The organism is Glutamicibacter creatinolyticus, from assembly GCF_006094275.1.
GTDB classification, from domain to species: domain Bacteria; phylum Actinomycetota; class Actinomycetes; order Actinomycetales; family Micrococcaceae; genus Glutamicibacter; species Glutamicibacter creatinolyticus.
In genome coordinates this window covers 813,963-835,806 of record NZ_CP034412.1, presented here as the reverse complement: position 1 = coordinate 835,806, position 21,844 = coordinate 813,963, and the positions used below count along the sequence as shown (strand labels likewise).

Here is a 21,844-nt window from a genome sequence, read left to right as displayed (position 1 = left end):
CCTAGGCCCCGTTCAGCCGCTCGGACAGGTAGGTGGTGACCTTATCCAGTGCGATGCGCTCCTGGGCCATGGTGTCGCGTTCGCGGATCGTCACGGCCTGGTCCTCCAGGGTGTCGAAGTCCACGGTGATGCAGAACGGGGTGCCGATCTCATCCTGGCGGCGGTAGCGGCGCCCGATCGCCCCGGCGTCGTCGAAGTCGATGTTCCAGCGGCGGCGCAGCTCGCTGGCCAGCTCCTTGGCCTTCGGGGACAGCTCGGCGTTGCGGCTCAGCGGCAGCACGGCGGCCTTGACCGGGGCCAGGCGCGGGTCGAGCTTGAGCACGGTGCGCTTGTCCACCCCGCCCTTGGTGTTCGGGGCCTCGTCCTCGGTGTACGCGTCGACCAGGAAGGCCATCATCGAACGGGTCAGCCCGAAGGACGGTTCGATCACGTACGGGGTGTAGCGCTGGCCGGTGGCCTGGTTGAAGTAGCTCAGGTCCACGCCGGAGGCCTTGGTGTGCGAGGCCAGGTCGTAGTCGGTGCGGTTGGCCACGCCCATCAGCTCACCCCACTCCGAGCCGGCGAAGCCGAAGCGGTACTCGAAGTCGATGGTCGCCTCCGAGTAGTGGGCGCGTTCGTCTTCGGGCACGTCGAAGCGGCGCAGGTTCTCCTCGTTGATGCCCAGGTCCAGGAACCAGTTCCAGCAGGTCTCCACCCACGCGTCGAAGTGCTCCTTGGCCTCCTCCGGGGCGGTGAAGTACTCGATCTCCATCTGCTCGAACTCACGGGTGCGGAAGATGAAGTTGCCCGGGGTGATCTCGTTGCGGAACGCCTTGCCGATCTGCCCGATGCCGAACGGCGGCTTCTTGCGGCTGGCGGTGAGCACGTTGGCGAAGTTCACGAAGATGCCCTGCGCGGTTTCCGGGCGCATGTAGTGCAGCCCGGCCTCGTTGTCCACCGGGCCCAGGTACGTCTTGACCAGGCCGGAGAACAGCTGCGGTTCGGTGAACTGGCCCTTGGTTCCGCAGTCCGGGCAGGCGATCTCGCTCATCCCGTCCTTCGGGGCGCGGCCCTTCTTGGCCTCGAACGCCTCGATCAGGTGGTCCTGACGGTGGCGCTTGTGGCAGTTGGTGCACTCCACCAGCGGGTCGGTGAACGTGGCCACGTGCCCGGAGGCCTCCCAGACGGCCTTGGGCAGGATGATTGAGGAGTCCAGGCCCACCATGTCCTCGCGGCCGCGCACGAATGCCTGCCACCACTGGCGCTTGATGTTCTCCTTCAGTTCCGTGCCTAGGGGCCCGTAGTCCCATGCGGAGCGGGAACCGCCGTAGATTTCACCGGCCTGAAAGACGAAACCGCGCCGCTTGGCGAGGGAAATGACTTGATCAAGCTTGGACTGTGGCGCCATATCAACTCCATGGGTACTCACGAGGCCGCTGGTTGCGGTCCGCAGGGGGAAAAACATACCTTCCCAGCCTATCCTCCCCATCCCCGGGGCACCGCATTGAGTAGCTCACGTGAGATGTGGAACTCACCTTCCGGGCCGCGGTGCCCCGCCCGGCGCCGGGATGGGCGAGAATGGAGGCATGAGCAGCGAAGAGATCTTCCCCATCCAAATCCGCGACGAATCCATCCGCCTGGGCCAGCTGCTGAAGCTGGCGAACCTGGCCGAGGACGGCCTGGATGCCAAGGAGCTGATAGCCGAGGGCCTGGTCACTGTGGACGGCCAGGTGGAGACCCGGCGCGGCGCCCAGCTGCGCGGGGGCGAAACCGTGTGCGTGCACGGGCAGTGCGTGCAGGTGCAGCGCGCCGGTTAGCTGCGGCTACTTGGCCTGCTGCAGCACGTGGGCGCGCAGGAACGCGCTGACGTCTGCCAGCTCCTCGGCGCACACCGAGTGCTGGATCTGCGGGTAGGTGTGGTGGGTCAGCTTAGCGTGCTGCTGCACCCAGCCCATGGTGTACTCCACCTTCTGCGGGGTGATCACCGGGTCGGCCACATCCCTGCCCCAGAACAGCGGCAGCGGGTCGGCCTTGAGCTTGGCGTCGTCAAAGACCTGCGAATCCGGCGCCTGGACCACAAATCCCGAGAGGCCCACCACCGCGGTGACCGCCTCCCGCCGGTAGCGGGCCAGCGAGGTCGCCATCGCCATGCCCTGGGAGAAGCCCAGCAGGCTGAGCGAGGAATGCTGCTGCAGCTGCGGGGCCAGGAACTGCCACAGCGCCTGGACGCTGGCCTCCACCGCATCCAGCGAATAGTCGATGTCCTGGTTCAGCGGGAACCAGGAGTATCCGGGGCCGGCGGGCAGCGGGGCGCGCACCGAAAGATAGGTGAATTCCTCGGGCAGCAGGCGCAGCAGCCCCATCAGGTCCTGTTCATTGGAGCCATAGCCGTGCAGCAGCACCAGCAGCGGGGTGCCGGCCCGCTCGGTTTCGGAACGGGAAATCAGGGCAACGGGGGCGGAAGTCATCGGGTCCATAGTGCCCACCAGCCTAGCGCAGCCCGGGATCGGGGCCCGGCCATTGACTGTAGGTGACTGACTAGTAACATACTGTGTGTGTCACAGAATCCAGACGTAGAACCAGCCGGCACCGGCAACCCCGGCGCCCATCCCTGGCGCCGCTATGTGGCGCTGGGTGATTCCTTCACCGAGGGCATCGGGGACCCGGATGAGAACAACCCGGGACGCCACCGCGGCTGGGCCGACCGGCTGGCCGAACAGCTCAGCTCCAGCGTCGAGGACTTCGCCTACGCGAACCTGGCCATCCGCGGACGACTGATCGCCCAGATCGTCGAGGAGCAGATTGACCCGGCGATCGCCCTAAAGCCCGACTTGATCAGCATCTGCGCCGGCGGCAACGACGTGCTGCGCCCCGGCGGGGACCCGGACCGGATCGCCGAGCAGCTCGATGCAGCGGTCGGGGCCCTGGCCGCCTCGGGGGCCACCTTGCTGATCTTCAACGGCCCGGACATCCGTGACACCCCGGTGCTGGGCGGAATCCGCGGCCGGGTGGCGATCTACAACGAGAACATCCGTACCGTGGCCGCCCGCCATGATGCGATCGTGGCCGACATGTGGGCGCTGCGCGAACTGCACCACCCGGCCATGTGGTCCGAGGACCGGCTGCACTTCTCCCCGCTCGGGCACCAGCGGATTGCCGCGATGGCCCTGGACGCGCTGAACGTGCCGCACACCCTGGATCTTGAGGTGAACTTCGAGCCGGACACCCGCACCTGGCGCACCGCCCGGCTGGAGGACCTGCATTGGGCGCGTGAACACCTGGCCCCGTGGGTGCTGCGCCGGCTGCGCCACCAGTCCTCCGGGGACGGGATCACCCCCAAGCGCCCGGAACCCACCCCGTTCACCGAACCGGCCCCGAACGAATCCCTGGGCGCCGGGAAGTAGCTGCCGCCGGCGCCAGCCGGCAGGCGAATGCGAAATAGTCCTGCCGGGCACCTTGTGGAAGGTGCCCGACAGGACTTTTGCCGGTTTATCCGGCCTTTAGCCGCCGGTGCCCGGCCGCTGGTTGGCCGGCACCGTTCCGGCGCCGGCCCCGGCCTCCGCGTCCGCGGGCGGCGCGTGTTGCTGGCGGGTGACCAGCGCCCCGGCCACGGCGGTGAGCGAGGCCAGCAGCCCGAGGCTGGAATACATCTCCCAGCCCCAGGGCCCGGAATTGAAGATCTTCCCGGCCACCAGGATCGTCCAGGCGTAGGAGGAGAGCGAGAACGCCAGCACCAGCACCAGGCACAGGCCCCGGCCCAGGGCGCGGGCGATCCCGCGGCGGCGCCAGGCGGCCACCCACACCACCGGCAGTCCCAACGCGATCCACACCCAGTGGTGGAACCAGGACACCGGGGAGATCGCCAGCATCACCAGCGCGTTGACGCTGATCGCGGCCAGCACGTCCCCGCGCCGCTGCGCGAGGCGGATCGCCGCGTACCCCAGGAGCACCATGCCCAGGCAGGCCGCCGCCCAGGCCAGCTTCTGGGCGCTGCCCTCGAGCCCAAGGTGGAACAGCAGCGAGTTCAGCGACAGGTTGTACATCGCGGCCGGGTCCCCGACCCGGGTGGCCGATTCCAGCAGCGAGGACCAGAACGTCATCGACTCGCCTCCGGCCACCAGCCAGCCGACGGCGATGGTGGCGGCGAACCCGCCGGCCATCCCGAACAGCGAGCGCAGATCCCGGCGGGCCAGGAAGATCAGCCCGAACGCCAGGGGCGTGAGCTTGATCCCGGCGGCCACCCCGATCAGCACCCCGCGCGGCAGCCAGCGGCCCGGGCGCACCACGTCGATCACGATCAGCGCCATGATCATCGCGTTGATCTGCCCGAAGTCCAGGCTGTCCCGCCAGGGCCCGCTCACCCCGATTAGCGTGATGGCCAGCAGCACCGCCAGGCCGCGGCGGAGCTGGGTGTGGGCGAACCAGCCCAGCGCCCCGTGGCGGTGGATGTAGCCGACCGCCAACAGCGCGGCCCCCACCAGGCACAGCAGCGTGGTGGCGGTGATCAGCACCATGCCCAGCGTCGCGGGCAGCAGCGCGAAGGGCAGGAACAGGGCGGCGGCGAATGGCGGGTAGGTGAACGGCAGGCCGCGGGTGCCCAGTTCCTGCGGCATCGGGTCATACAAGGAGCGCTCGTTCAGCCCGGCGAACAGCACCTTCGCCCCTTCGCGGTACACCCGGAAGTCCAGCCCGTACAGCGGGCAGGCCAGCAGCACGATCCCCAGCGCGGCGGCCAGGCCCAGCAGGAACCAGGGCCGGCGGAACAGGGACAGCCACTGGCGCGGCGTGATGGAGGCTTGAAATCCAGGATTCTCTAAAGGCACCCGACAAGTCTATGGGGGTCCGCCGCCGCGGTGGGCCGCCCACCGCGGGGACGGCACCGCCGCCGCACGGTCCGGGAGCTTTAACGCAGTGCGCGCCGGGACGTCCACCGCATACTGGTGGATGTCCCGGCGCGCGCAAAAAAGCTGCTGCGTCGCAGGGCGGCTAGGGCGTGTCTCTTTATTTGGTTAATACCGCGCTCCACACCACCACAGCTTGTAAAACCACTGCAGCCCAGGGTGCGGTGGCAGCCTAGTTTTCGGTCTTCCCCTCGCGCCAGTAGCCCATGAAGGCCACCTGCTTGCGGTCGATGCCCACGTCCTTGACCAGGTAGCGGCGCAGCGTCTTGACCGCGGAGGCCTCCCCGGCGATCCACGCGTAGAACGGCCCGGCCGAGCCGCCGCCGGTTTCCCACAGGATCGTCGAATCGATGTCCACGTCCTCCGGGTCGGCGTTGGTGTGCACCACCCCCGCCGCGGGGATCGCCACCGCCTCCCGCACGGCGGACTCCAACAGCTTGCCGTGCGGCTGGGTGCCGCGGGTCAGCCACTGCACCGACACCCCGGAGGCGGTCGTGGTGCCCAGGATGTCCCCGGCCTCCGGGACCTCGATGAACGCATCGCCGGTCACCGTGGAGGGCAGCGCCTCCAGGATCGAGCAGATCGCCGGCGCGGCGGTCTCATCGCCCACCAGCAGCACGCGGGTGGCGTTGCCGGGCCGGAATTCGATGCCGCCGTAGCTGGCGTCGTTCAGCGCCTTGTTCGGCCCCAGCAGGAGCATCCGGTCCCCGAGCTTCGCCCCGGCGCCCCATTCGGTGGCCGGCCCGCCCTGCAGGTGCCCGTCCACGTAGCGTCCGTGCAGCACGAAGTCGATGTCCAGTTCCGGCCAGTCCCCGCTCTGGTTGTCGCGGTGCCCGGCGTCGCGGAAGGCGCGCACCGTGTAGGTGCGCATCACCCCGCGCTCCTGCGGGTCGATCGCCAGCCAGCGCTGGTACCAGCCGGCCTGCTCGGCGGGGCTGGTCAGCCCGGCCGGGCGCATCGCGGCCAGCTCCTGGGGCAGCATGCCGGCCTTGTTGGTGGCAGCAGCAGCTTGATGCGCATGTCCAGCGGGTGGCTGTTGGTGCCAAAGTGCTCCAGGTCCGGACCGGCCAGGGTGATGCGCCGGAAGGAGGGGGAGATGTTCTCGGCGCGTACCACCTCGGTCTCAAACGCCAGGGTCGGGCAGTGCTCGGCACTGGGCGGCGTGTCCCGGCGCACGATCCCGTTCGCGGCCAGCAGGCTTTCGGCGCGCAGCACCCGGTGCTTGCCGATGGGCAGCACCAGCGGGGTGCCGGCCACCGGGTCGGGGATGACCCGCGAGGGCATCCCGAACACCTCCTTGACGGTTTTCTCGGTGACCACCACGCTGGGGTGCCCGGAGGCGAAGACCTTCCCGTCCTTCAGCGCCACCAGGTGGTCGGCGTAGCGGGCGGCCAGATTCAGATCGTGCAGCACGATCACCACGGTGATCCCGCGGGTGCGGTTCAGCTCGGCGATCACGTCCAGCACCTCGAGCTGGTGGGCGATGTCCAGGTAGGTGGTCGGCTCATCCAGCAGCAGCAGCCCGGTTTCCTGGGCCAGCGCCATCGCGATCCACACGCGCTGGCGCTGCCCGCCGGAGAGCTCATCGACCGGGCGTTCGGACAGCTCCGAGGTGCGGGTCAGCTCCATGGCCCGGGCCACGGCGGCCTCGTCCTCCGCGGAGAAGCGCTTGAACCAGCCCTGGTGCGGGTAGCGGCCGCGGCTGATCAGCTCGCGCACGGTGATCCCGTCCGGGGCGTTGGGGGTCTGCGGCAGCAGCCCCAGCTTCTTGGCCACCTCCCGCGCCGGGCGGGTGTGGATGTCCGAGCCGTCCAGCAGCACCTGGCCCTGGGCGGGCTTGAGCAGCCGGGCCAGCGCGCGCAGCAGCGTGGACTTTCCGCAGCCGTTGGCGCCGACCACCATGGTCACTTCCCCGGTGGGGATTTGCAGTGAGAGTTCATCGACGATGGTGACCTTGTCGTAGGCCAGCGTCAGGCCTGTGGCCCGCAGATCGGCCATGGGTTATCCCCCGTTTCCAGTTGAGTTGGCACGCACCAGGACCCATAGCAGGAACGGTGCGCCGAATGCTCCGGTGATCACGCCCACCGGCAGGGACACTTGCGCAAAGAGGTTCGCGGCCGCGAAGTTCGCCACCACGACGATCACCGCGCCGGTCAGCATGGCCGATCGGGTCAGCGCGGCACTGATCGGCCCGGCCAGGAAGGCGACGAAGGCCAGCGGGCCGGTGACCGCCACCGGGATCGCGCCCATCGCCACCGCGGTGAACACCAGCAGCGCACGGGCCGCCGGAACGTTCAGCCCCAGTGCCGCGGCGGTGTCCTCCCCCAGCTCCAGCAGCTTCAGCTGGCGCACCACCACCGGCACCAGCACCAGGCCCACCACCCCCAGCCCGAGGCCCAGCACCGTCGCCGCATCCCAGGTGGCGGCGGACAGCGAGCCGGTCAGCCAGCGGATCGCGTCCCCGGCGGTGTTCAGCTGGGCCTGGGTGAGCAGGTACTGGATCACCGCCTGCAGCATCGCCCCGATCGCCAGCCCGGCCAGGATCAGCCGCGGGCCGGTGCGGGTGCCGGAGGCCGAGAGCCAGTAGATCACCGCCGCCACCCCCAGCCCGCCGGCCAGGGCGGCGGCGTTCATCGCCCAGCCGTTGACCCCGAAGTACACCATCGCCACGATCGCCGCGGCCGCCGCACCGTATCCGACGCCGATCACGTCGGGGCTGGCCAGCGGGTTGCCCAGCCAGCGCTGGAACAGGGCGCCGCTGACCCCGAAACCGGCCCCGGCCAGCGCCCCGACCACCAGGCGGGGCAGGCGGTCCTCCATCACGATGAACGAGGTGCCCGGCACGCTTTGCCCGCCCAGCACGGCCAGCACCTCGCCGGGGTCCAGGGCCTCGCGCCCCCAGAACAGGTAGGCGGCGGCGCCGCCCAGCAGCGCCGCGCACATCACCCCGGCCTGCACTTCCCCCGGCGGGGCGATCAGCCGTCCAAGCACGTCGGCGGCGAGCATCAGCACCGGCCCGGCCAGCAGGCACCCCGGCATCAGCCAGCGGTAGTCCGAACCGATCAGCAGGCGCACCGCATGCGGGATGATCAGCCCGACGAACGCGATCGGCCCGGCCACCGCGGTGGCGGTCCCGGCCAGCAGCACGATCCCGATCGACCCCAGCAGCCGCATCCGGCCCAGGTTGAAGCCCAGCGCGGTCGCGGTCTGCTCGCCCATCGCCACCGCATTGGAGACCCGGGCGGTGCCCAGCACGCCGATCTGCCAGAACCGGAATTCGTCCAGCGCGGCCCGGGAAATCATCAGCAGCGCGTTGGTCACCGCGGTCAGCCCCACCGCCAGGGCGGCGCCGGCCAACGCCAGCTTGATCGGGGTGGCGCCCTCCCGCCCGATGGAGGCGACCAGGTAGACCAGGGTCATCACCGCCGCGGCCCCGGCGAACGCGGCCACCATGACCGGCCGGCCGGGCGAGCGCGATCGCGGCGACCACCGCCAGCGCGGCGCCGGCGTTCAGCCCCAGGATCCCGGGGTCGGCCAGCGGGTTGCGGGTCAGCCCCTGCATCCCGGCCCCGGCCAGCCCCAGCGCCGCGCCGGTGACCAGGGCCCCGACGGTGCGCGCAATGCGCGAATGCACCACCGCATGTTCCGCGTCCCGGCAGCCCGGTGGTGCTCATCGATCCGGGCCCGGACCTGGAGGAGCACCTGGCCGCGTTGGCCGCCCACCGGGTGGTGCTGGTGCTGATCACCCACCGGCATGCCGATCACACCGGCGGGATCGACCGGCTGCACCGGCTGACCAACGCCCCGGTGCGCGCGCTGCTGCCCGAGCACTGCCGCGACGCCGCGCCGCTGTCGGACCGGGAGGTCATCGACGCGGCCGGGGGCACACCTCCGAGTCGGTGTGCTTCGTCCGCCAGGGCGCGCCGGGGCCCTGTTCACCGGGGACACGATCCTGGGCCGGGGCACCACCATCCTGGAGCACCCGGACGGCACACTGGTGGACTACCTGGATTCGCTGCAGCGCCTGGCCGGGTTGCCGGACCTGCCGCTGCATCCAGCCCACGGGCCGCAGCACCGGGTCGCACCCGCTGCTGGCAAGGCCGGGGCCCACGCCACGCCCGCTGAACTGCTGGACCTGGTGTACCCCGACCTTGACCCGCGCCTTGTCGGCGCGGCAACCCATTCGCTTGAGGCGCAACTGCACTACCTGGCGACCAACTCCTAGCCTGCTCGTCCTTGCCCAGCAGCTCGCCGGCCGCTTCGGTGGTCTGCTGCCAGCTGGTCCGGGTAGTTGGCCTCGATCGGCCCCACGGCCGGAGCGATCTTGGACAGCTTGTCGTGTCAACCCGGAGTACGCGGCAAAGATGGCCTGCGGCTTGGCCTGGGCGATCGCCTCGAAGTCGATCCCGTCGGCGACGGAGAACTGCGTCGGCGCGTTCTCGGAGCCGATCTGCGCGCCCAGCTCCTTGAGCTTGGCGTCCTTCCAGTCGGTCGAGTTGTTGGCGTTCTGCCCCCAGATGTCGCTGTCCATGCCGACCGGAACGGTGTCCAGGGCCAGCAGGGCGTCGGCATTGACCCAGGAGATCGTGGCGATGTCCTCGGGCACCTGGTCGAAGGTGGTTTCCCCATAGATGTGCTCGATGGTGATCGGGCCGGAGTCGGCCGGGCCCGGTTCATCAGCTCGTAGGGCATGCCCAGCCGGTTCAGCCCGTGGTACAGGTCCGCCCGGTCCAGGGTGGCGGCGGCCTGGGTGATCGTGCTGGAGGCGGCCACGCAGATGAAGCTCACCGCCAGGGTCAGCAGCACCCCGCTCAGCACGTCCTGCTGCATCATCGCCGCGCCGGTGCCGCCGACCACGGCGATGAAGGCGGCCATCGCCACCCCGGAGACCTGGCGCCAGGCCTGCTGCGGGGATTCCAGGATCATCCGGGCCGCCAGCAGTTGCGCCCCGTCCTGGGCCTTGCGCAGCTTGGCACGGCCCACCATGGCCACCAGCCACGGGCCGACCAGGTTCATCACCCCCAGGCCGCTGTGTCCGCGGCGGCGCACGGCCAGCGGGGTGATCACCAGTTTGCGCAGCCCGATCAGCGAGCTGATCACCGAAAGCACCGCGACCGCCAGCAGCACCCCGACCACCACCAGCGCGGAGGCGTAGACCGCGTTGCCCAGCGCCCGGCCCTGGAAGTGGATCAGCCCCACCAGCGGGGCCAGCAGGCCATACAGCCCCACGCCCCTGCCCACCGGTGGCGCCCATCACGCGCAGCGCGGACAGCGCCCGGTCGTGGCCGCGCGCCGAGAGCCGGGCAGCGGCCCATCCGCCCGTCGAGCAGGCGCACCACGCGGTCGCAGCGCGAGGCGACCTGTTCGTCGTGGGTGACCATCACCAGGGTCTTGCCTTCGGCGACGGTGCCGGCAAAGAGCGCGTCCAGCACCTCGGCCCCGGTGGCCGAATCCAGCGCACCGGTGGGCTCATCGGCGAAGATCAGCTGGGCGCCGGTGACCTGGGCGCGGGCGATCGCCACGCGCTGCGCCTGCCCGCCGGACAGTTCACCGATCCGCCGCTGCTCCATGCCGGCCAGCCCCATCCGGACCAGCGCCTGGCGGCCCAGTTCGATGGCCCGCTGGCGCGGGGTGGAGTTGATCAGCAGGGCCATCGCCACGTTCTCCTCCGCGGTCAGCTCCGGGATCAGCAGCCCGGACTGGAAGACGAAGCCGAACGCCTCACGGCGCAGCTTCGAGCGCGGCCGATTTCCACCGGGACCCGGCCGGGCAGAGCCAGGGTGACGGCCCGGAGTTCGGGGCCTCGATCCCGGCCAGGGTGTGCAGCAGGGTGGACTTCCCGGATCCGGAGGGCCCCATGATGGCCAGGGAGCCATGAGTGCTTCCAGCGGGTGCTGGCCGATTCGTCGAACCGCATCGAATGGCTGCGGGCCCGCTCACAGGGCATCACCGCCACCGACGTGGCCAAGCTGTCCACCGAACGCTCCATCAAGTCCGCGGCCTGGGACAAGCTGTACGGTTCCGGTTTTTCCGGCAACCCCTACACCGAGCACGGCCGGCGCCGCGAGCCGGTGATCGCCAACTGGGTGCTGGAGAACTTCAACATCTTCCCCTCCAGCCAGCTGTTCCATTCCCGGGAGAACCGCCTGCACCTGGCCACCCCGGACGGGCTGGGCTTCGATGCCCAGGGCACCCCGGTGCTGGCTGAAATCAAGACCACGAACAAGCCCTTCAACCGGGTTCCGCGCCACTACCTGCGCCAGATCCTGTGGCAGCAGTACGTGATCGGCGCCGAACGCACGCTGTTCGTGTGGGAACAGCACGAGAACTTCATCCCGCTGAACGCGGTGCCCGAATTCCGTTGGGTTGAGCGCGATGACACCATGATCGCGGACCTGATCGACAAGGCGGGGTGGCTGGCAGCTTTTCGCGCACCATGTTGCGCAGGTCCCACAGGTCGCCGGCGTTGCGGGCCGATAAATAGATGGTCACGGTCTGCAGCCCGCCGACCGCGTCGGTCACGACCAGGGAGTTGCTGCGCCCGTCCCACAGGTCCGAGGACTCCAGCAGTTCGGTGGTGCGCTTGCGCAGGTAGTCCACCGGGGCGTTCCACTTCAGCTCCAGCACCACATTGCCGCTGATCTCGGTGGAGCGCCGCGACCAGTTCTCAAACGGCGTGGTGGTGAAGTAGGTGGAGGGCAGGATCATGCGCCGCCCGTCCAGCAGCAGGACCACCACGTAGCTCAGGGTGATCTCCTCCACCGAGCCGCGTTCGCCTTCCACCACGATGGTGTCGCCCACGCGGATCGAGTCGGTGAAGGCCACCTGCATGCCGGCAAAAACATTGGACAGCGGGGTCTGCACCGCCAGGCCGACGACCACCGACATCAGGCCGGCGGAGGCCAGAATACCGGCGCCCAGCGCCCTGACCTGTTCGATTGTCAGCAGGATCGCGGCGACCGCCAGCACCACCAGGATCGCGGCCAGCACCCGGCGCAGCAGCCCGATCTGGGTTTCCACCTTCGCCAGCTTGCGTCCGGTGCCGATCCTCTTCTGCAACCGCCCCAGCATGAAGTTCTCGATCCCCTTGGCCAGGCGGATCAGGAACCAGGTGAGTGCGTACCGGACGCCACGCCTGCTTCGACCGCCTGGTCATTGACCTGACGGGCAAGAAGACCGGGTACACCGTGAAGTACGTCAACGCAGCTGGCCTACCTGGGCAGCTTCGAAGGCCAAACCGACTGGGGCCTGTCCACCCGGGCCCGGCTGCCGATGCGGGCCTTCACGCTGGATGGACCGGGCACCGGTTCACGGCTGGTGATCGACGTCGCCCACCATGTGGTGCGTAACACCGGCTCACCCGCGCGCACGGATGTGCCACCATGCAATATATGAACCCCGTCTTCGCCTATCAGCAGGTTGATGTGTTCGCGCCCACCGCCTTCAGCGGCAACGGGCTGGCCGTGGTCTTCGACGCCGACGAGCTCGACACCGAGGCGATGCAGCGCTTCGCCCGGTGGATGAAGCAGTCCGAAACCGTTTTCTTCATTGCCCCCACCGAGCCGGGGGCCGACTACTCCATCCGGATCTTCACCCCCAGCACGGAGCTGCCCTTCGCCGGGCACCCCACCCTGGGTGCCGCCCAGGCCTGGCTGGAGGCCGGCGGGCAGCCGGCCCGCGACGAACACCTGGTTCAGCAGTGCGCCGCGGGCCTGATCGAGGTGCGCGTCGAGCGGATGCTGCTGGGCGATGCGGACGTGGTGCTGGCCATCGAACCGGACTACCCCGCCCTGGAGGGCCTGGAGCTGGGGGTGATCGGGCCCTACACCTCCTCCAGCGTCACCTTTGGTTCCTGGCAGCCGCGCGGCAGCGTGCTGCCCCGCGTGTCCGGCACCCGCGAGGAGCTGCGCCCGCTGGATGCCTCGGACCGCTACCGTTCCGAGGAGCGCTTCGGCTCGGTGGTGCTGCAGCCTCCGGCCGACTTCGAGGCCCGCTCCTTCGTGCCCAGCGAGGCGATCCAGGAGGACCCGGCCACCGGCTCGCTGAACGCCGGATTCGGGCAGTGGCTGACCGAGGCGGCCCTGGCCCCGCAGCGCTACACCGTCCGCCAGGGCACCCGGGTGGGGCGCTCGGCGATCCTGCACGTGGAAAACGACGGCACCGGCATCTGGGTGGGCGGGGATGTGGTCACCCGGATCTGCGGCAACGTGGACTTCGAAGGCCGCATGGCGGGCGCTATGGGCGCTGGTCATCGGCTTCTTCATGATCCTGCTGGACACCACGATCGTGTCCATGGCGATGCCGGCCATCATGGGGGCGCTGCACGCGGATTTGACCGCGATCATCTGGGTGAACAGCGCCTACCTGCTCACCTTTGCGGTGCCGCTGCTGATTACCGGGCGCCTGGGCGACCGCTTCGGCCCGCGCAACATCTACCTGATCGGTCTGGTGCTGTTCACCGGCGCCTCGGCCTGGTGCGGGCTTTCCCCCAGCATCGGCTCGCTGATTGCCGCCCGCGCCGTGCAGGGCTTCGGCGCGGCGATGATGTCCCCGCAGTCGATGACGATGATCACCCGGCTCTTCCCCTACCGTCACCGTGGCGCGGCCATGGGCGTGTGGGGCGCGGTGGCCGGGGTGGCCTCGCTGGTGGGCCCGATCGCCGGCGGGCTGCTGGTGGACACCCTGGGCTGGGAGTGGATCTTCTTCATCAACCTGCCGGTGGGCGTGCTGACCTTCATCCTGGTGATGCGCTGGGTGCCCAAGCTCCAGCCGCACTCGCCGACCTTCGACACGCTGGGCGTGATCCTCTCCGCGGCGGCCATGTTCGCCCTGGTCTACGGCATCCAGGAGGGGGATTCCACCAACTGGGAACCGTTCATCGGGCCGATCGGCTCGGTGCACCTGATCATTGCCGGGCTGGTGCTGCTCGCGGCGTTCATCTGGTGGCAGTCGCGCACCACCAAGGAACCGCTGGTGCCGCTGGGCCTCTTCCGCGACCGGAACTTCTCCCTGGCGAACCTGGGCATCAGCTTCATGGGCCTGGCCATCACCACGCTGAGCCTGCCGATGATCTTCTACCTGCAGTCGGTGCGCGAACTGAGCCCCACCCAGGCGGCGCTGCTGATGTCACCGATGGCACCCGCGCAAGTTCGCGATCCCGGGCTTCGCACTGTTGGGCGGCGGGGGCATCGTCAGCTACGCGTTCCTGATGCACGCCGACACCCCACTGTGGGTGCTGCTGCTTCCACCGGTGCTGCAGGGGCTGGGTTCGGCCATGATCTGGCCGTCGCTGTCACTGACCGCCACCCGCGACCTGGGCCCGGCCAACGCCGGGGCCGGTTCCGGGGTGTACAACACGACCCGGCAGATCGGTGCGGTGCTCGGCTCGGCGCTGATCGCGGTGATGATGCAGTCGCGCATCTCGGCGCAGGTGCGGTGAGCGGCGCCCGAAGATCAGGGCGACGGCGATTCCGGCCAGCCACACGTCCTTGGCCAGGGTGCCGCCCTCGGCGGTGGGGCGGATGCCGTCGGACTCGGTCAGCCCCGGGGTGCGCAGGTACATGCTGAGCATGACTCCGGAGAAGCCGGCCAGCCCCAGTCCGGCCAGACGGGAGGGAACCAGTGGCAGCAGCAGCGCAGAGCCCAGCGAGATCTCGGTGGCGGAGACCGCCTTGCCGAACGCTGCCGGTTCCATGTTGCCCAGCTGCGGCACGCCGTTGGAGGCCATCTGCTGCAGCCCGGCGGCGCTTTCCTCATCCAGGCGCAGCTTGTTGATGCCGCTGTTGAGGATGTACGCACCGCTGACCAGACGTAGTGCGGCATTTGCAATTGAGATACCCATCGATCCTCACTTCTTTCGTTTCCATGCTAGATTCAACAATCATGATCACTTCTTCCGCCGTGCCCGTTGCCGCCCTCGAACTGCTGATCGACCAGGGATTTGACGCCACCAGCGTCGATGAGCTGGCCAACGCCGCCGGCATGTCCCGTTCCACGTTTTTCCGCCGTTTCGGTTCCAAGGAGAATATGGTCTTCGCGGACCAGGAAATGATCATCACCCATGTCCGACTTCCCCCCCGGTGTCACCGAGCCGGACTACGACCTGTGGACCACCGACGTGGAGATCGATCCCACCGGCGTCTTCCCACGAATACTGGGAGACCGCCGACTACCCGCTGCACCTGGTCAAGAAGCTGGGCGACGCCGATCTGCTGCGCGACGGGCAGACCCCCAAGGGGTACGCCCCCAATGAGCGCCATGGCCGCCGGGCTGGTGAACATGGAGCTGCACCGCGGCGACGGCTCGGTGGGCACCATTGTGGGCGTGCAGGCCGGGTTGGCACTGCGTTCCATCCTGCAGTGTGGCAGCCCCGAGCAGATCGAAAAGTTCGGCGTGCCGATGCTGCGCGGGGAACTGCCCGGCGCCTTCGCCCTGACCGAACCCACCCACGGTTCGGACTCGGTGTCCCTGGAAACCCGGGCCACCCGGGTGGAGGGCGGCTACGTGCTCAACGGCGAGAAGAAGTGGATCGGCAACGGCTCGGTCGGCGGGATCAGCGTGGTCTGGGCGCGTGATGACGAGGGCAAGGTGCGCGGGTTGCTGGTGGACCAGCAGTCCGCGGGCTACACCGCGACCACGATCAAGAACAAGCTGTCGCTGCGCGCCATCTGGCAGGCGCACATCCGGCTGGAGAACGTGTTTGTTCCCGATGAGATGGTCCTGCCCGGCGCGAACAGCTTCAAGGACACCGCCGCGGTGCTCTTCGCCACCCGCCTGGGCGTGGCCTGGGCGGCGGTTGGGCATGCGACCGCCTGCTATGAATCCGCGGTGGCCTACGCCAAGCAGCGCGTGCAGTTCGGTCGCCCGCTGGCCGCCTCCCAGGTGGTGCAGGAGCGACTGGCGCGCATGCAGTCCGAGCTGGCGACCATCCAACTGCTGGCCGTGCAGTCCACCCGCCGCGAAATGGCGGGCAAGCTCACCGGCCCGGCCGCCTCGCTGGCCAAGTACACCGCCACCCGCACCGCCCGTTCGATCGCGGCGAACGCGCGGGACCTGTTGGGCGGCAACGGCATCCTGACCGACAACCGGGTGGCCCGCCACTTCGCGGACATGGAGGCGCTGCACACCTATGAGGGCACCGAAACGGTGCAGGCGCTGATCATGGGCCGGGCGATCACCGGCATCTCCGCCTTCGCCTAAGCCAGGCCTACGGCGCCCCGGTCAGCCGGTTTTTGGTTGTTGCGGTGGCCACGTGCTCCCAGGGGTTTTCCGGCCACGGATGCTTGGGATAGCGCCCGCGCATCTCTGCGCGCACCTGTCGGTACGGGCCATCCCAGAAACTGCGCAGGTCATCGGTGACCGCCAGGGGCCGGCCGGCCGGGGAGAGCAGGTGGAACTGGATCGGCACCTGTCCGTGCAGCAGCCGCGGCGTTTGGGCCAGCCCGAAGCATTCCTGCAGCTTCACCGCCGCCACCACCCGGCCCTGCGCCGTGCCCGGCTCCGGGTACTGCAGGGCGATGCGCGAGCCGCTGGGAACCTGCAGCCGCTCGGGCAGCAGCTCATCCAGGTCATGGGCGTGCTGCCAGGGAATCAACGAGCGCAGCGCCCCTCCCCGCGCGGGGTCCCCCACGCCGCCAGGTACAGCGCCGCCTGGGTCAGCTCCGCGGTGGCGATCTGCGGGCTGGTGAAGGCCGGGGCGGCGGCGAAGGAACGCTGATCCAGGGTGCGCACCACCCGGCCGGGCTCCAGGCGTCCGGCACGGCCGGCCCGCTGGGTGGCCGAGGCGCGGCTGGCCACCACGGTGACCAGCCCGCTCATCCCGCGCACCGCGTCCCGCCGCGGTTCCCGGGCGTACCCGGCGTCCACCACCAGGTGCACCCGCGGCACCGTGAGGGAGGATTCGGCGATCGGGGTGGAAATGATGATCCGCGCAGGTCCTCGGCGTGCAGGGTTGCGCTCATCACCAGCAGGGCCAGGTCATCGCGCAGCTGGTTGACCTGGTTGAGCATCGCCAGCACCAGGTCGGTTTCAATGGAGCGCTCATGGACCTCATCGACGATCACCGCGCCCACCGAGGCCAGGTCCGGGTCGGCCAGCAGCCGGCGCAGCAGCAGCCCGGCGGTGACGAACTCAATGCGGGTGCGCGGACCGCTCAGGCTTTGCCCGCGCACCGAGAAGCCGATCCGCGGCAGCTGAGCAAGTGTCAGATGACGAGCCAATCGGCCCGGAGCTTTATGGCACCGGCGCTAGTACCGAAGATGGACAGTTCATCAGAAGAGGCTGGATTCGAAACAGCTACTAGTCACTGGTTTTGAAGGTGTCTGGCCTTGGAACACGCCCGGGCCAGACACACTTTATTGCCTATAGCCCGTAGTCGTGGGTTTTTCGGGGCCTACGATTCGTCGTCGTGCGCCGGGGTTGCGGTCGCCGCGCCCTGGTGGGTGGCGCCGCCCTCATCGGTCCAATCGTGACCGGTGTCATCGGAGAGCTTGGGGTCCGAGACGTGGTCCTTCAGCTTGGCGTCCTGCTCGTTGGTCTTGTCCTGGTTGTTCGAGGTGTTCTGCATGAGCCGTCCTCCTGATTCCGTGTGGTTGATTCAGCGTCCGCGCCGGGCTGGTGTGCGCCCGGCGGGCAGATCCGGCGTTGGCCTGATTCTAGCGTTCCGGCTGGGTTTCCGGTTCCGGCGGCGGTGGCGGGGCAGTGGGATCCAGCGGCGGCTGGGTCGGCCCGGTCGGGTCGGTGTGCGGTTCCGGTGGGGCCGTGGGGTCGCTGGGCGGTTCCATTGGCCCGGTCGGGTCATGCGGGGTGACCGGTGGCTCGGTGGGATGTCGGTGTCCGAACATTGTGTCCCTCCTTCGTTCTGCGGCGATCCAGCGGCGGCGGGCTGCCGACCCCTGGTGCCGGAATCGATTGGACTAGCCACGATACTGCCCGCCCCGGGGCCAACCCGCACCCAAAAGCGCATTCCATGGGGATTGCCAGTATTGACCAAAGGCGTTCCCAGCAGGCCCTTCCCGGCCTGCTTCCGCAGGAACGCGCGGCTTGCGAAGTGGTGGAGGAGGTGAACAACCGGGTAAAACCTTGGAAGCAGGTGAAAGAACGGGGCCGAGGTACACATCCTGGGCGCGGAGGGCTAGAGTTCAAATTAGGGCCCTTGGCCGTAACCGCCAAGGGTTGTTGGAAAGCAAGTTGAAGTGACCACCTGAAGGGGGAGCAAACCTTGTCTGATTCCGTAAAGAAGACACCAGCAGGGAAGACCAAGCGGGAAAACGCCGAGAACGGTTTCGTCGCCACCGAGGAGCTGCGTGATGCCCTGCAGTCCGTCCTGGTGAACCTGATCGACTTGCAGCTTGTGGGCAAGCAGGCGCACTGGAACATTGTGGGCCCGAACTTCCGCGACCTGCACCTGAACCTGGACGAGGTCGTGGACATCGCCCGCAAGGGTTCGGATGAAATCGCCGAGCGCATGCGCGCCATGCACGCCACCCCGGATGGGCTGGTGGGCACCGTGTCGAAGTACACCGAGCTGGAGCAGCCCACGAACGGCGAGATCCTGACCACCAAGGCCGTGGACCTGATGGTCGACGCCGTGCAGACCACGGTGGGTGTCATGCGCCGGGTGCATGACGCAGTTGATGAGGCCGACCCAACCTCGGCTGACATCCTGCATGACTACATTGCGCAGCTGGAACAGCAGGCCTGGTTCATCAGCGCCGAAAACCGCAAGCCATAACCCGGACCGGTTTTCCGGTTCTGGCCGGCGGCCAGTTTTTCGCGGCACGTCCCCTTGTGGGGCGTGCCGCTTGCCGTCTGCGCAAGTTGTCACCCGCACCAGGGCCGGCCGTGGGGCCTTAGCGCCCCAGCAGCAGCGCGCGTGATTCCAGGCCCGCCAGATAGTCCGCGAACCCGCCCTGCAGGCGACCGGTCAGCCGGCCGGAGGTGACCACCGGGATCTGGGCGGTGGCCTGCAGCCGGGCACCGCCCGCCCGCAGCCGGCGCACCAGGCCCACATCCTCATGCGCGGTAACCGGTTCAAATCCGCCGGCGCGCAGGTAGTGGGCGGCGTTGAACGCCAGGTTTGCCCCGTGCACATGCCCGTGACCGGGTTCGGGCCGGTAGTGCTGCCGCCACTGCCGGTACCGGTGGGGTTCCAATTCCTTCTCATCGGGTTGCACGGTGCCCAGCACCGCGTCCGCGCCCCGGGCCGCGGCCAGCAGCAGCACCGTCAGCCAATTGACCGGCACCCGGCTGTCGGCGTCGCTGCACGCCACCCAGGTAGCCGCCGGGGAGGCGCCGCTAAGTTCCAGGGCCCGTTGGACCCCGGCCGCGCGGCTGGCCCCGACGCTGCCAAAGTTCCCGGGCAGCGCGTGGAAGCGGGCATCGGCGCGCACCCGGTCCCGCACCAGCTGACCGGAGAGGTCGGTGCAGCGGTCCAGCACGAGCACCGCATGCAGTTCCACCTGCGGCGCGCACCGGGTGAAGCGGTCCATGGCGGCCGCCAGGTGGGCCAGGCAGGCGGGTAGGTGTTCTTCTTCGTTGTGCACCGGGATCACGATGGCCAGTGCCCGCAGCGGCTCATTCATCGGTTCCACCCTTACGCCGGTAGATCTCCAGCAGGAAGTCCGGTTCGCGGTGTTCGACCACCGGATGCCAGCCTTGCAGTTCCCGGGCCATGGCGTGCACCGTTTCCCCGTCCAGCGTCCAGCCCTGGATCGGGTGCAGCCAGTGGCAGAGCACCAGTTCCCCGTCGGGCGCCATCTGCCGGTCACAGCGGGTGAGCAGTTCGGCCAGTTCATCGGCGGCCAGGAAGTAGCCGGTTTCGCTGATGACCACCAGGTCCCAGCCGTCCTGCTCCGTCGGCCACTGCTGCGGCACGGTCGCCTCACGCACCTGGGCGTGGGGCAGGTGGGCCAGCCGGCCCCGGGCCGTGGTGACCGCGGTGGCGCTGGCATCCAGGCCCAGGAACCGTTGACTGCGTTCGGCGAGCGCGGCGGACAGCTCCCCGATGGAGCACCCGACTTCCAGGGCCTGGCGGTAGCTGTCCCGGGCCAGGCTGGCCAGCAGCACCTGGCGCTTGCGCCGTTCATAGCCGCTGGTGCGGTAGTCCCATGGGTCTTCGCGCTGCTGGTAGAGCTGTTCGAAGACCTGTGGGGCGTCGCTGCCCGAGTGCGTGTTGGCGGGGGTGTAGCGCAGGACCTCGGTCCCGTTGCCGAAGTGGGCGCTGAACGCGGCGCTGAGCAGCACCTCGTCCCCGGGCTGGTCGGACAGCGGGGCCACCTGGGAGCGGTGGGCGGCCATGGCCGCGGCCTTGGCCTGCTGCTGCGCTTCGCTCAGCTGTAGGCGGCGCCAGTGGCGCCACCGGGAGTCCTGGTCGGGTTCGGCCCAGTGCCAGTACCAGAGCGGGAACTCCAGCAGCGCCAGCCCGTGGCGGCTGGCGGCCTCGGCGGCCAGGCGGCCCAGGGTCTCATGGTCGATGTGCCCGTCGCCGCGGTAGGTGGAGGCCAGCACCGTGGCGGGGCCGGCCAGCGCCAGCTCCAGGGCGTCGGTGATGGCCTTGGTGTGCCCGGCCAGCTGGCCATCGGGCAGCCCCAACACGTCCCATGTCAGGGTGCCGTGCGTGGTGGCCGTGGCATCCAGCTGGCGCAGGGCGTCGGCGATTTCCCGGCGGCGGATGGCGGCCAGCTGTTTGGGGCGGTGGGTGGGGGAGTCAGGGTGGGAGGCTTCTCCGGCGCTGCACACCAGCACGTGCACCGCGGCGCCGCGGGCCAGGCACTGCTGGATCAACCCGCCGGCGCCCAGGGTCTCATCATCCGGGTGCGCGGCCAGCACCACCAGGGTGCCGCCGGCGCCGGGCAGGGCCTGCTCGTCCAGTTCCCCCAGCCGCTGCCGGCCGGCCGCCCGCCAGGAGCTGGCGGGGGTTCCGGCGTCCCGGTGGTCGAAGCTCACCATGGCCCACCGGCCTGCAGCACTTTGCCGCCCAGGGCGGCGTCATCCCGGGCCCCATGGTGCTGGCGCAGGTAGATGCCCAGGTCCGCGACCCGGCGGGCGTGCGCGTCATCCCCGACCAGGGGGCCGGGGCCGGTGGCCTCGGGGACCATGGCCAGCAGCCGCTGGCAGACGGCGGCGACGTGGCCGCGCACGGTCAGGGCGTCCGCCCAGTCCAGCCGTTGGGCATCGGCGGGCCCGGCCGCGTTGGCGAGCGCCAGCCCGGCACCGTGCAGCAGCCGGTGCCCCTCGCCGAGCCAGGACAGGGCCAGCTGGTCCGGTTCGCGGCGCTGGGCGGAGGCGAACAGCGTCCGGTACAGGCCCACCGCCCCGCCAAACCAGCAGGCGGCCACCCCGACCGCGCCGACGGCGAAGCCCGGACGGTCCAGGTACCACCCGGCGGCGCCGATGGGCTGGGCCGGTACGGCGGTGAAGTGCACGCTGCCGCTGGGGATGTGGGCCAGTCCGCGGCTGTGCCAGGTGCCCTGCTGCACCTCGACGCCCGCATCGCTTAGCCGCACGGCAAAGATCCGCCGGCCCTGCGCGGTGTGGGCGCTGACGATGGCCCGGCTCAGGTTCCCGGCCAGGGAGCACCAGGGCTTGGTGCCGTTCAGTTGCCAGGTGCCCTCGCCGTCCTGTTCGGCGGTGAGCAGCTGGTGGGGTGCCTCGGCCGCGTAGACGCCCCAGGTGCTGCCAGCAGGCCACTCGTGCCCGGCCTGGCGCAGGATGGCGGCCGCGTCCAGGTGGGGTTCGATGGTGCGGGCGGCGGCCAGGTCAATGGCGGCGATGGTGGCCAGCCATTGCCACAGCCCGGCCGTGTTTCCGGTGCCGGGCACCGGCGGGATGCCGGGGTGGGCACTGAGCACCCGCAGCAGGGGTTCGGGGCGGCCCTGGCAGTGTTCGGCCGCGGTGAGCAGTTGCCCGGCCGGCTCCCAGTCCAACGGATCCGCCGGTGCGGCGGGGTTCAAAACCACGGTCTG

The 21,844-nt window shown here is 69.5% G+C and carries 21 protein-coding genes and 9 pseudogenes; 10 read left to right on the top strand and 20 right to left on the bottom strand.

Going from position 1 to position 21,844, the window contains the following annotated elements:
• Nucleotide 1: 1 nt before the first annotated feature.
• On the bottom strand, nucleotides 2-1,387 hold the full coding sequence (locus tag GcLGCM259_RS03825) for a glycine--tRNA ligase (protein WP_138175230.1): 1,386 nt from the start codon (nucleotides 1,385-1,387) through the stop codon (nucleotides 2-4).
• Nucleotides 1,388-1,565: 178 nt separating this feature from the next.
• Here GcLGCM259_RS03825 and GcLGCM259_RS03820 point away from each other — a divergent pair, with 178 nt between their 5' ends.
• Nucleotides 1,566-1,796 (top strand): RNA-binding S4 domain-containing protein, encoded by a 231-nt coding sequence (locus GcLGCM259_RS03820; protein WP_138175232.1) that lies wholly within the window; start codon nucleotides 1,566-1,568, stop codon nucleotides 1,794-1,796.
• Between the two features lie 6 nt (nucleotides 1,797-1,802).
• Here the strand turns inward: GcLGCM259_RS03820 and GcLGCM259_RS03815 are convergent, their stop codons facing one another.
• On the bottom strand, nucleotides 1,803-2,447 hold the full coding sequence (locus tag GcLGCM259_RS03815) for an alpha/beta hydrolase (protein ID WP_246049748.1): 645 nt from the start codon (nucleotides 2,445-2,447) through the stop codon (nucleotides 1,803-1,805).
• Between the two features lie 87 nt (nucleotides 2,448-2,534).
• Between GcLGCM259_RS03815 and GcLGCM259_RS03810 the strand changes: the two genes are divergently transcribed.
• Nucleotides 2,535-3,383, top strand: a complete 849-nt coding sequence (locus tag GcLGCM259_RS03810) for an SGNH/GDSL hydrolase family protein (RefSeq protein ID WP_138925819.1) — start codon at nucleotides 2,535-2,537, stop codon at nucleotides 3,381-3,383.
• Between the two features lie 96 nt (nucleotides 3,384-3,479).
• On the opposite strand, the gene GcLGCM259_RS03805 is transcribed toward GcLGCM259_RS03810, so the two are convergent.
• The 5 genes and pseudogenes from GcLGCM259_RS03805 to GcLGCM259_RS15695 form a co-directional block, all read right to left on the bottom strand.
• Nucleotides 3,480-4,802, bottom strand: coding sequence for a glycosyltransferase 87 family protein (locus tag GcLGCM259_RS03805; protein ID WP_138925818.1), 1,323 nt, complete (start codon nucleotides 4,800-4,802; stop codon nucleotides 3,480-3,482).
• A gap of 250 nt (nucleotides 4,803-5,052) precedes the next feature.
• Nucleotides 5,053-5,862: a siderophore-interacting protein gene (locus tag GcLGCM259_RS03800; protein WP_138925817.1), complete on the bottom strand. Its 810-nt coding sequence runs from the start codon at nucleotides 5,860-5,862 to the stop codon at nucleotides 5,053-5,055.
• Nucleotides 5,820-6,878 (bottom strand): ATP-binding cassette domain-containing protein, encoded by a 1,059-nt coding sequence (locus GcLGCM259_RS03795; protein ID WP_138925816.1) that lies wholly within the window; start codon nucleotides 6,876-6,878, stop codon nucleotides 5,820-5,822. The genes GcLGCM259_RS03800 and GcLGCM259_RS03795 overlap by 43 nt, the downstream gene beginning before the upstream one ends.
• 3 nt (nucleotides 6,879-6,881) lie before the next feature.
• A complete protein-coding gene (locus GcLGCM259_RS15700) occupies nucleotides 6,882-8,333 on the bottom strand; it encodes an iron chelate uptake ABC transporter family permease subunit (RefSeq protein WP_138925815.1) in 1,452 nt (483 codons plus the stop codon).
• A gap of 73 nt (nucleotides 8,334-8,406) precedes the next feature.
• A pseudogene (locus GcLGCM259_RS15695) lies at nucleotides 8,407-8,514 on the bottom strand (iron chelate uptake ABC transporter family permease subunit); the annotation flags it as partial.
• Between the two features lie 29 nt (nucleotides 8,515-8,543).
• On the opposite strand from GcLGCM259_RS15695, the gene GcLGCM259_RS15820 reads away from it, so the two are divergent.
• A complete protein-coding gene (locus tag GcLGCM259_RS15820; RefSeq protein WP_425459791.1) occupies nucleotides 8,544-9,005 on the top strand; it encodes an MBL fold metallo-hydrolase in 462 nt (153 codons plus the stop codon).
• 216 nt (nucleotides 9,006-9,221) lie between these two features.
• Here GcLGCM259_RS15820 and GcLGCM259_RS03775 read toward each other — a convergent pair whose 3' ends face one another.
• The 3 genes from GcLGCM259_RS03775 to GcLGCM259_RS15755 are packed head-to-tail and all read right to left on the bottom strand — an operon-like array spanning nucleotide 9,222 to nucleotide 10,739.
• A complete protein-coding gene (locus GcLGCM259_RS03775) occupies nucleotides 9,222-10,109 on the bottom strand; it encodes a hypothetical protein (protein ID WP_138925814.1) in 888 nt (295 codons plus the stop codon).
• Nucleotides 10,070-10,567 carry an ABC transporter ATP-binding protein gene (locus tag GcLGCM259_RS03770; RefSeq protein WP_342773600.1) on the bottom strand — a complete coding sequence of 166 codons (498 nt, stop codon included), beginning with the start codon at nucleotides 10,565-10,567 and terminating at the stop codon, nucleotides 10,070-10,072. Before GcLGCM259_RS03770 ends, GcLGCM259_RS03775 begins: the two co-directional genes overlap by 40 nt.
• Before the next feature lie 34 nt (nucleotides 10,568-10,601).
• Nucleotides 10,602-10,739 carry an ATP-binding cassette domain-containing protein gene (locus GcLGCM259_RS15755; protein WP_342773599.1) on the bottom strand — a complete coding sequence of 46 codons (138 nt, stop codon included), beginning with the start codon at nucleotides 10,737-10,739 and terminating at the stop codon, nucleotides 10,602-10,604.
• A gap of 32 nt (nucleotides 10,740-10,771) precedes the next feature.
• Between GcLGCM259_RS15755 and GcLGCM259_RS15520 the strand changes: the two are divergent.
• A pseudogene (locus tag GcLGCM259_RS15520) lies at nucleotides 10,772-11,113 on the top strand (YqaJ viral recombinase family protein); the annotation flags it as partial.
• Between the two features lie 97 nt (nucleotides 11,114-11,210).
• Here GcLGCM259_RS15520 and GcLGCM259_RS03760 read toward each other — a convergent pair.
• A complete protein-coding gene (locus GcLGCM259_RS03760) occupies nucleotides 11,211-11,939 on the bottom strand; it encodes a mechanosensitive ion channel family protein (RefSeq protein WP_246049747.1) in 729 nt (242 codons plus the stop codon).
• 56 nt (nucleotides 11,940-11,995) lie between these two features.
• On the opposite strand from GcLGCM259_RS03760, the pseudogene GcLGCM259_RS15515 reads away from it, so the two are divergent.
• The 3 pseudogenes from GcLGCM259_RS15515 to GcLGCM259_RS15505 all read left to right on the top strand — a co-directional run.
• Nucleotides 11,996-12,275: pseudogene (locus tag GcLGCM259_RS15515) on the top strand (AMIN-like domain-containing (lipo)protein); the annotation flags it as partial.
• Nucleotides 12,263-12,973: pseudogene (locus GcLGCM259_RS15510) on the top strand (PhzF family phenazine biosynthesis protein); the annotation flags it as partial. The pseudogenes GcLGCM259_RS15515 and GcLGCM259_RS15510, both read left to right, overlap by 13 nt.
• 88 nt (nucleotides 12,974-13,061) lie before the next feature.
• Nucleotides 13,062-14,313, top strand: a pseudogene (locus GcLGCM259_RS15505) (DHA2 family efflux MFS transporter permease subunit); the annotation flags it as partial.
• Nucleotides 14,314-14,514: 201 nt separating this feature from the next.
• Here the strand turns inward: GcLGCM259_RS15505 and GcLGCM259_RS15865 are convergent.
• A pseudogene (locus GcLGCM259_RS15865) lies at nucleotides 14,515-14,721 on the bottom strand (hypothetical protein); the annotation flags it as partial.
• A 23-nt stretch (nucleotides 14,722-14,744) separates the two neighbouring features.
• Here GcLGCM259_RS15865 and GcLGCM259_RS15815 point away from each other — a divergent pair.
• Nucleotides 14,745-14,858 (top strand): annotated as a pseudogene (locus GcLGCM259_RS15815) (TetR family transcriptional regulator); the annotation flags it as partial.
• A 173-nt stretch (nucleotides 14,859-15,031) separates the two neighbouring features.
• Nucleotides 15,032-16,079, top strand: a pseudogene (locus GcLGCM259_RS03730) (acyl-CoA dehydrogenase family protein); the annotation flags it as partial.
• A 7-nt stretch (nucleotides 16,080-16,086) separates the two neighbouring features.
• Here the strand turns inward: GcLGCM259_RS03730 and GcLGCM259_RS15810 are convergent.
• From GcLGCM259_RS15810 to GcLGCM259_RS03720, 5 genes and pseudogenes are all read right to left on the bottom strand, one after another.
• Nucleotides 16,087-16,485, bottom strand: a pseudogene (locus GcLGCM259_RS15810) (ATP-dependent helicase C-terminal domain-containing protein); the annotation flags it as partial.
• Nucleotides 16,470-16,766, bottom strand: coding sequence for a hypothetical protein (locus GcLGCM259_RS15805; RefSeq protein ID WP_425459790.1), 297 nt, complete (start codon nucleotides 16,764-16,766; stop codon nucleotides 16,470-16,472). The pseudogene GcLGCM259_RS15810 and the gene GcLGCM259_RS15805, both read right to left, overlap by 16 nt.
• A complete protein-coding gene (locus tag GcLGCM259_RS15800) occupies nucleotides 16,694-17,098 on the bottom strand; it encodes a DEAD/DEAH box helicase family protein (RefSeq protein ID WP_425459789.1) in 405 nt (134 codons plus the stop codon). The genes GcLGCM259_RS15805 and GcLGCM259_RS15800 overlap by 73 nt, the downstream gene beginning before the upstream one ends.
• A 173-nt stretch (nucleotides 17,099-17,271) precedes the next feature.
• Entirely contained in the window at nucleotides 17,272-17,445 is a 174-nt protein-coding gene (locus tag GcLGCM259_RS15225) for a hypothetical protein (RefSeq protein ID WP_171021182.1), read from the bottom strand.
• A gap of 88 nt (nucleotides 17,446-17,533) precedes the next feature.
• On the bottom strand, nucleotides 17,534-17,722 hold the full coding sequence (locus tag GcLGCM259_RS03720) for a hypothetical protein (RefSeq protein ID WP_054821403.1): 189 nt from the start codon (nucleotides 17,720-17,722) through the stop codon (nucleotides 17,534-17,536).
• A 377-nt stretch (nucleotides 17,723-18,099) separates the two neighbouring features.
• Here GcLGCM259_RS03720 and GcLGCM259_RS03715 point away from each other — a divergent pair, with 377 nt between their 5' ends.
• Nucleotides 18,100-18,612, top strand: coding sequence for a Dps family protein (locus GcLGCM259_RS03715; protein ID WP_138175923.1), 513 nt, complete (start codon nucleotides 18,100-18,102; stop codon nucleotides 18,610-18,612).
• A gap of 118 nt (nucleotides 18,613-18,730) precedes the next feature.
• Here the strand turns inward: GcLGCM259_RS03715 and GcLGCM259_RS03710 are convergent, their stop codons facing one another.
• The 3 genes from GcLGCM259_RS03710 to GcLGCM259_RS03700 are packed head-to-tail and all read right to left on the bottom strand — an operon-like array spanning nucleotide 18,731 to nucleotide 21,838.
• Complete coding sequence (locus GcLGCM259_RS03710; protein ID WP_138925810.1) at nucleotides 18,731-19,462, bottom strand: glycosyltransferase family 2 protein; 732 nt, start codon at nucleotides 19,460-19,462, stop codon at nucleotides 18,731-18,733.
• Nucleotides 19,455-20,828: a bifunctional PIG-L family deacetylase/class I SAM-dependent methyltransferase gene (locus GcLGCM259_RS03705; protein ID WP_138925809.1), complete on the bottom strand. Its 1,374-nt coding sequence runs from the start codon at nucleotides 20,826-20,828 to the stop codon at nucleotides 19,455-19,457. Before GcLGCM259_RS03705 ends, GcLGCM259_RS03710 begins: the two co-directional genes overlap by 8 nt.
• Nucleotides 20,822-21,838: an acyl-CoA dehydrogenase family protein gene (locus GcLGCM259_RS03700; protein ID WP_246049745.1), complete on the bottom strand. Its 1,017-nt coding sequence runs from the start codon at nucleotides 21,836-21,838 to the stop codon at nucleotides 20,822-20,824. The genes GcLGCM259_RS03705 and GcLGCM259_RS03700 overlap by 7 nt, the downstream gene beginning before the upstream one ends.
• Nucleotides 21,839-21,844 lie beyond the last annotated feature (6 nt).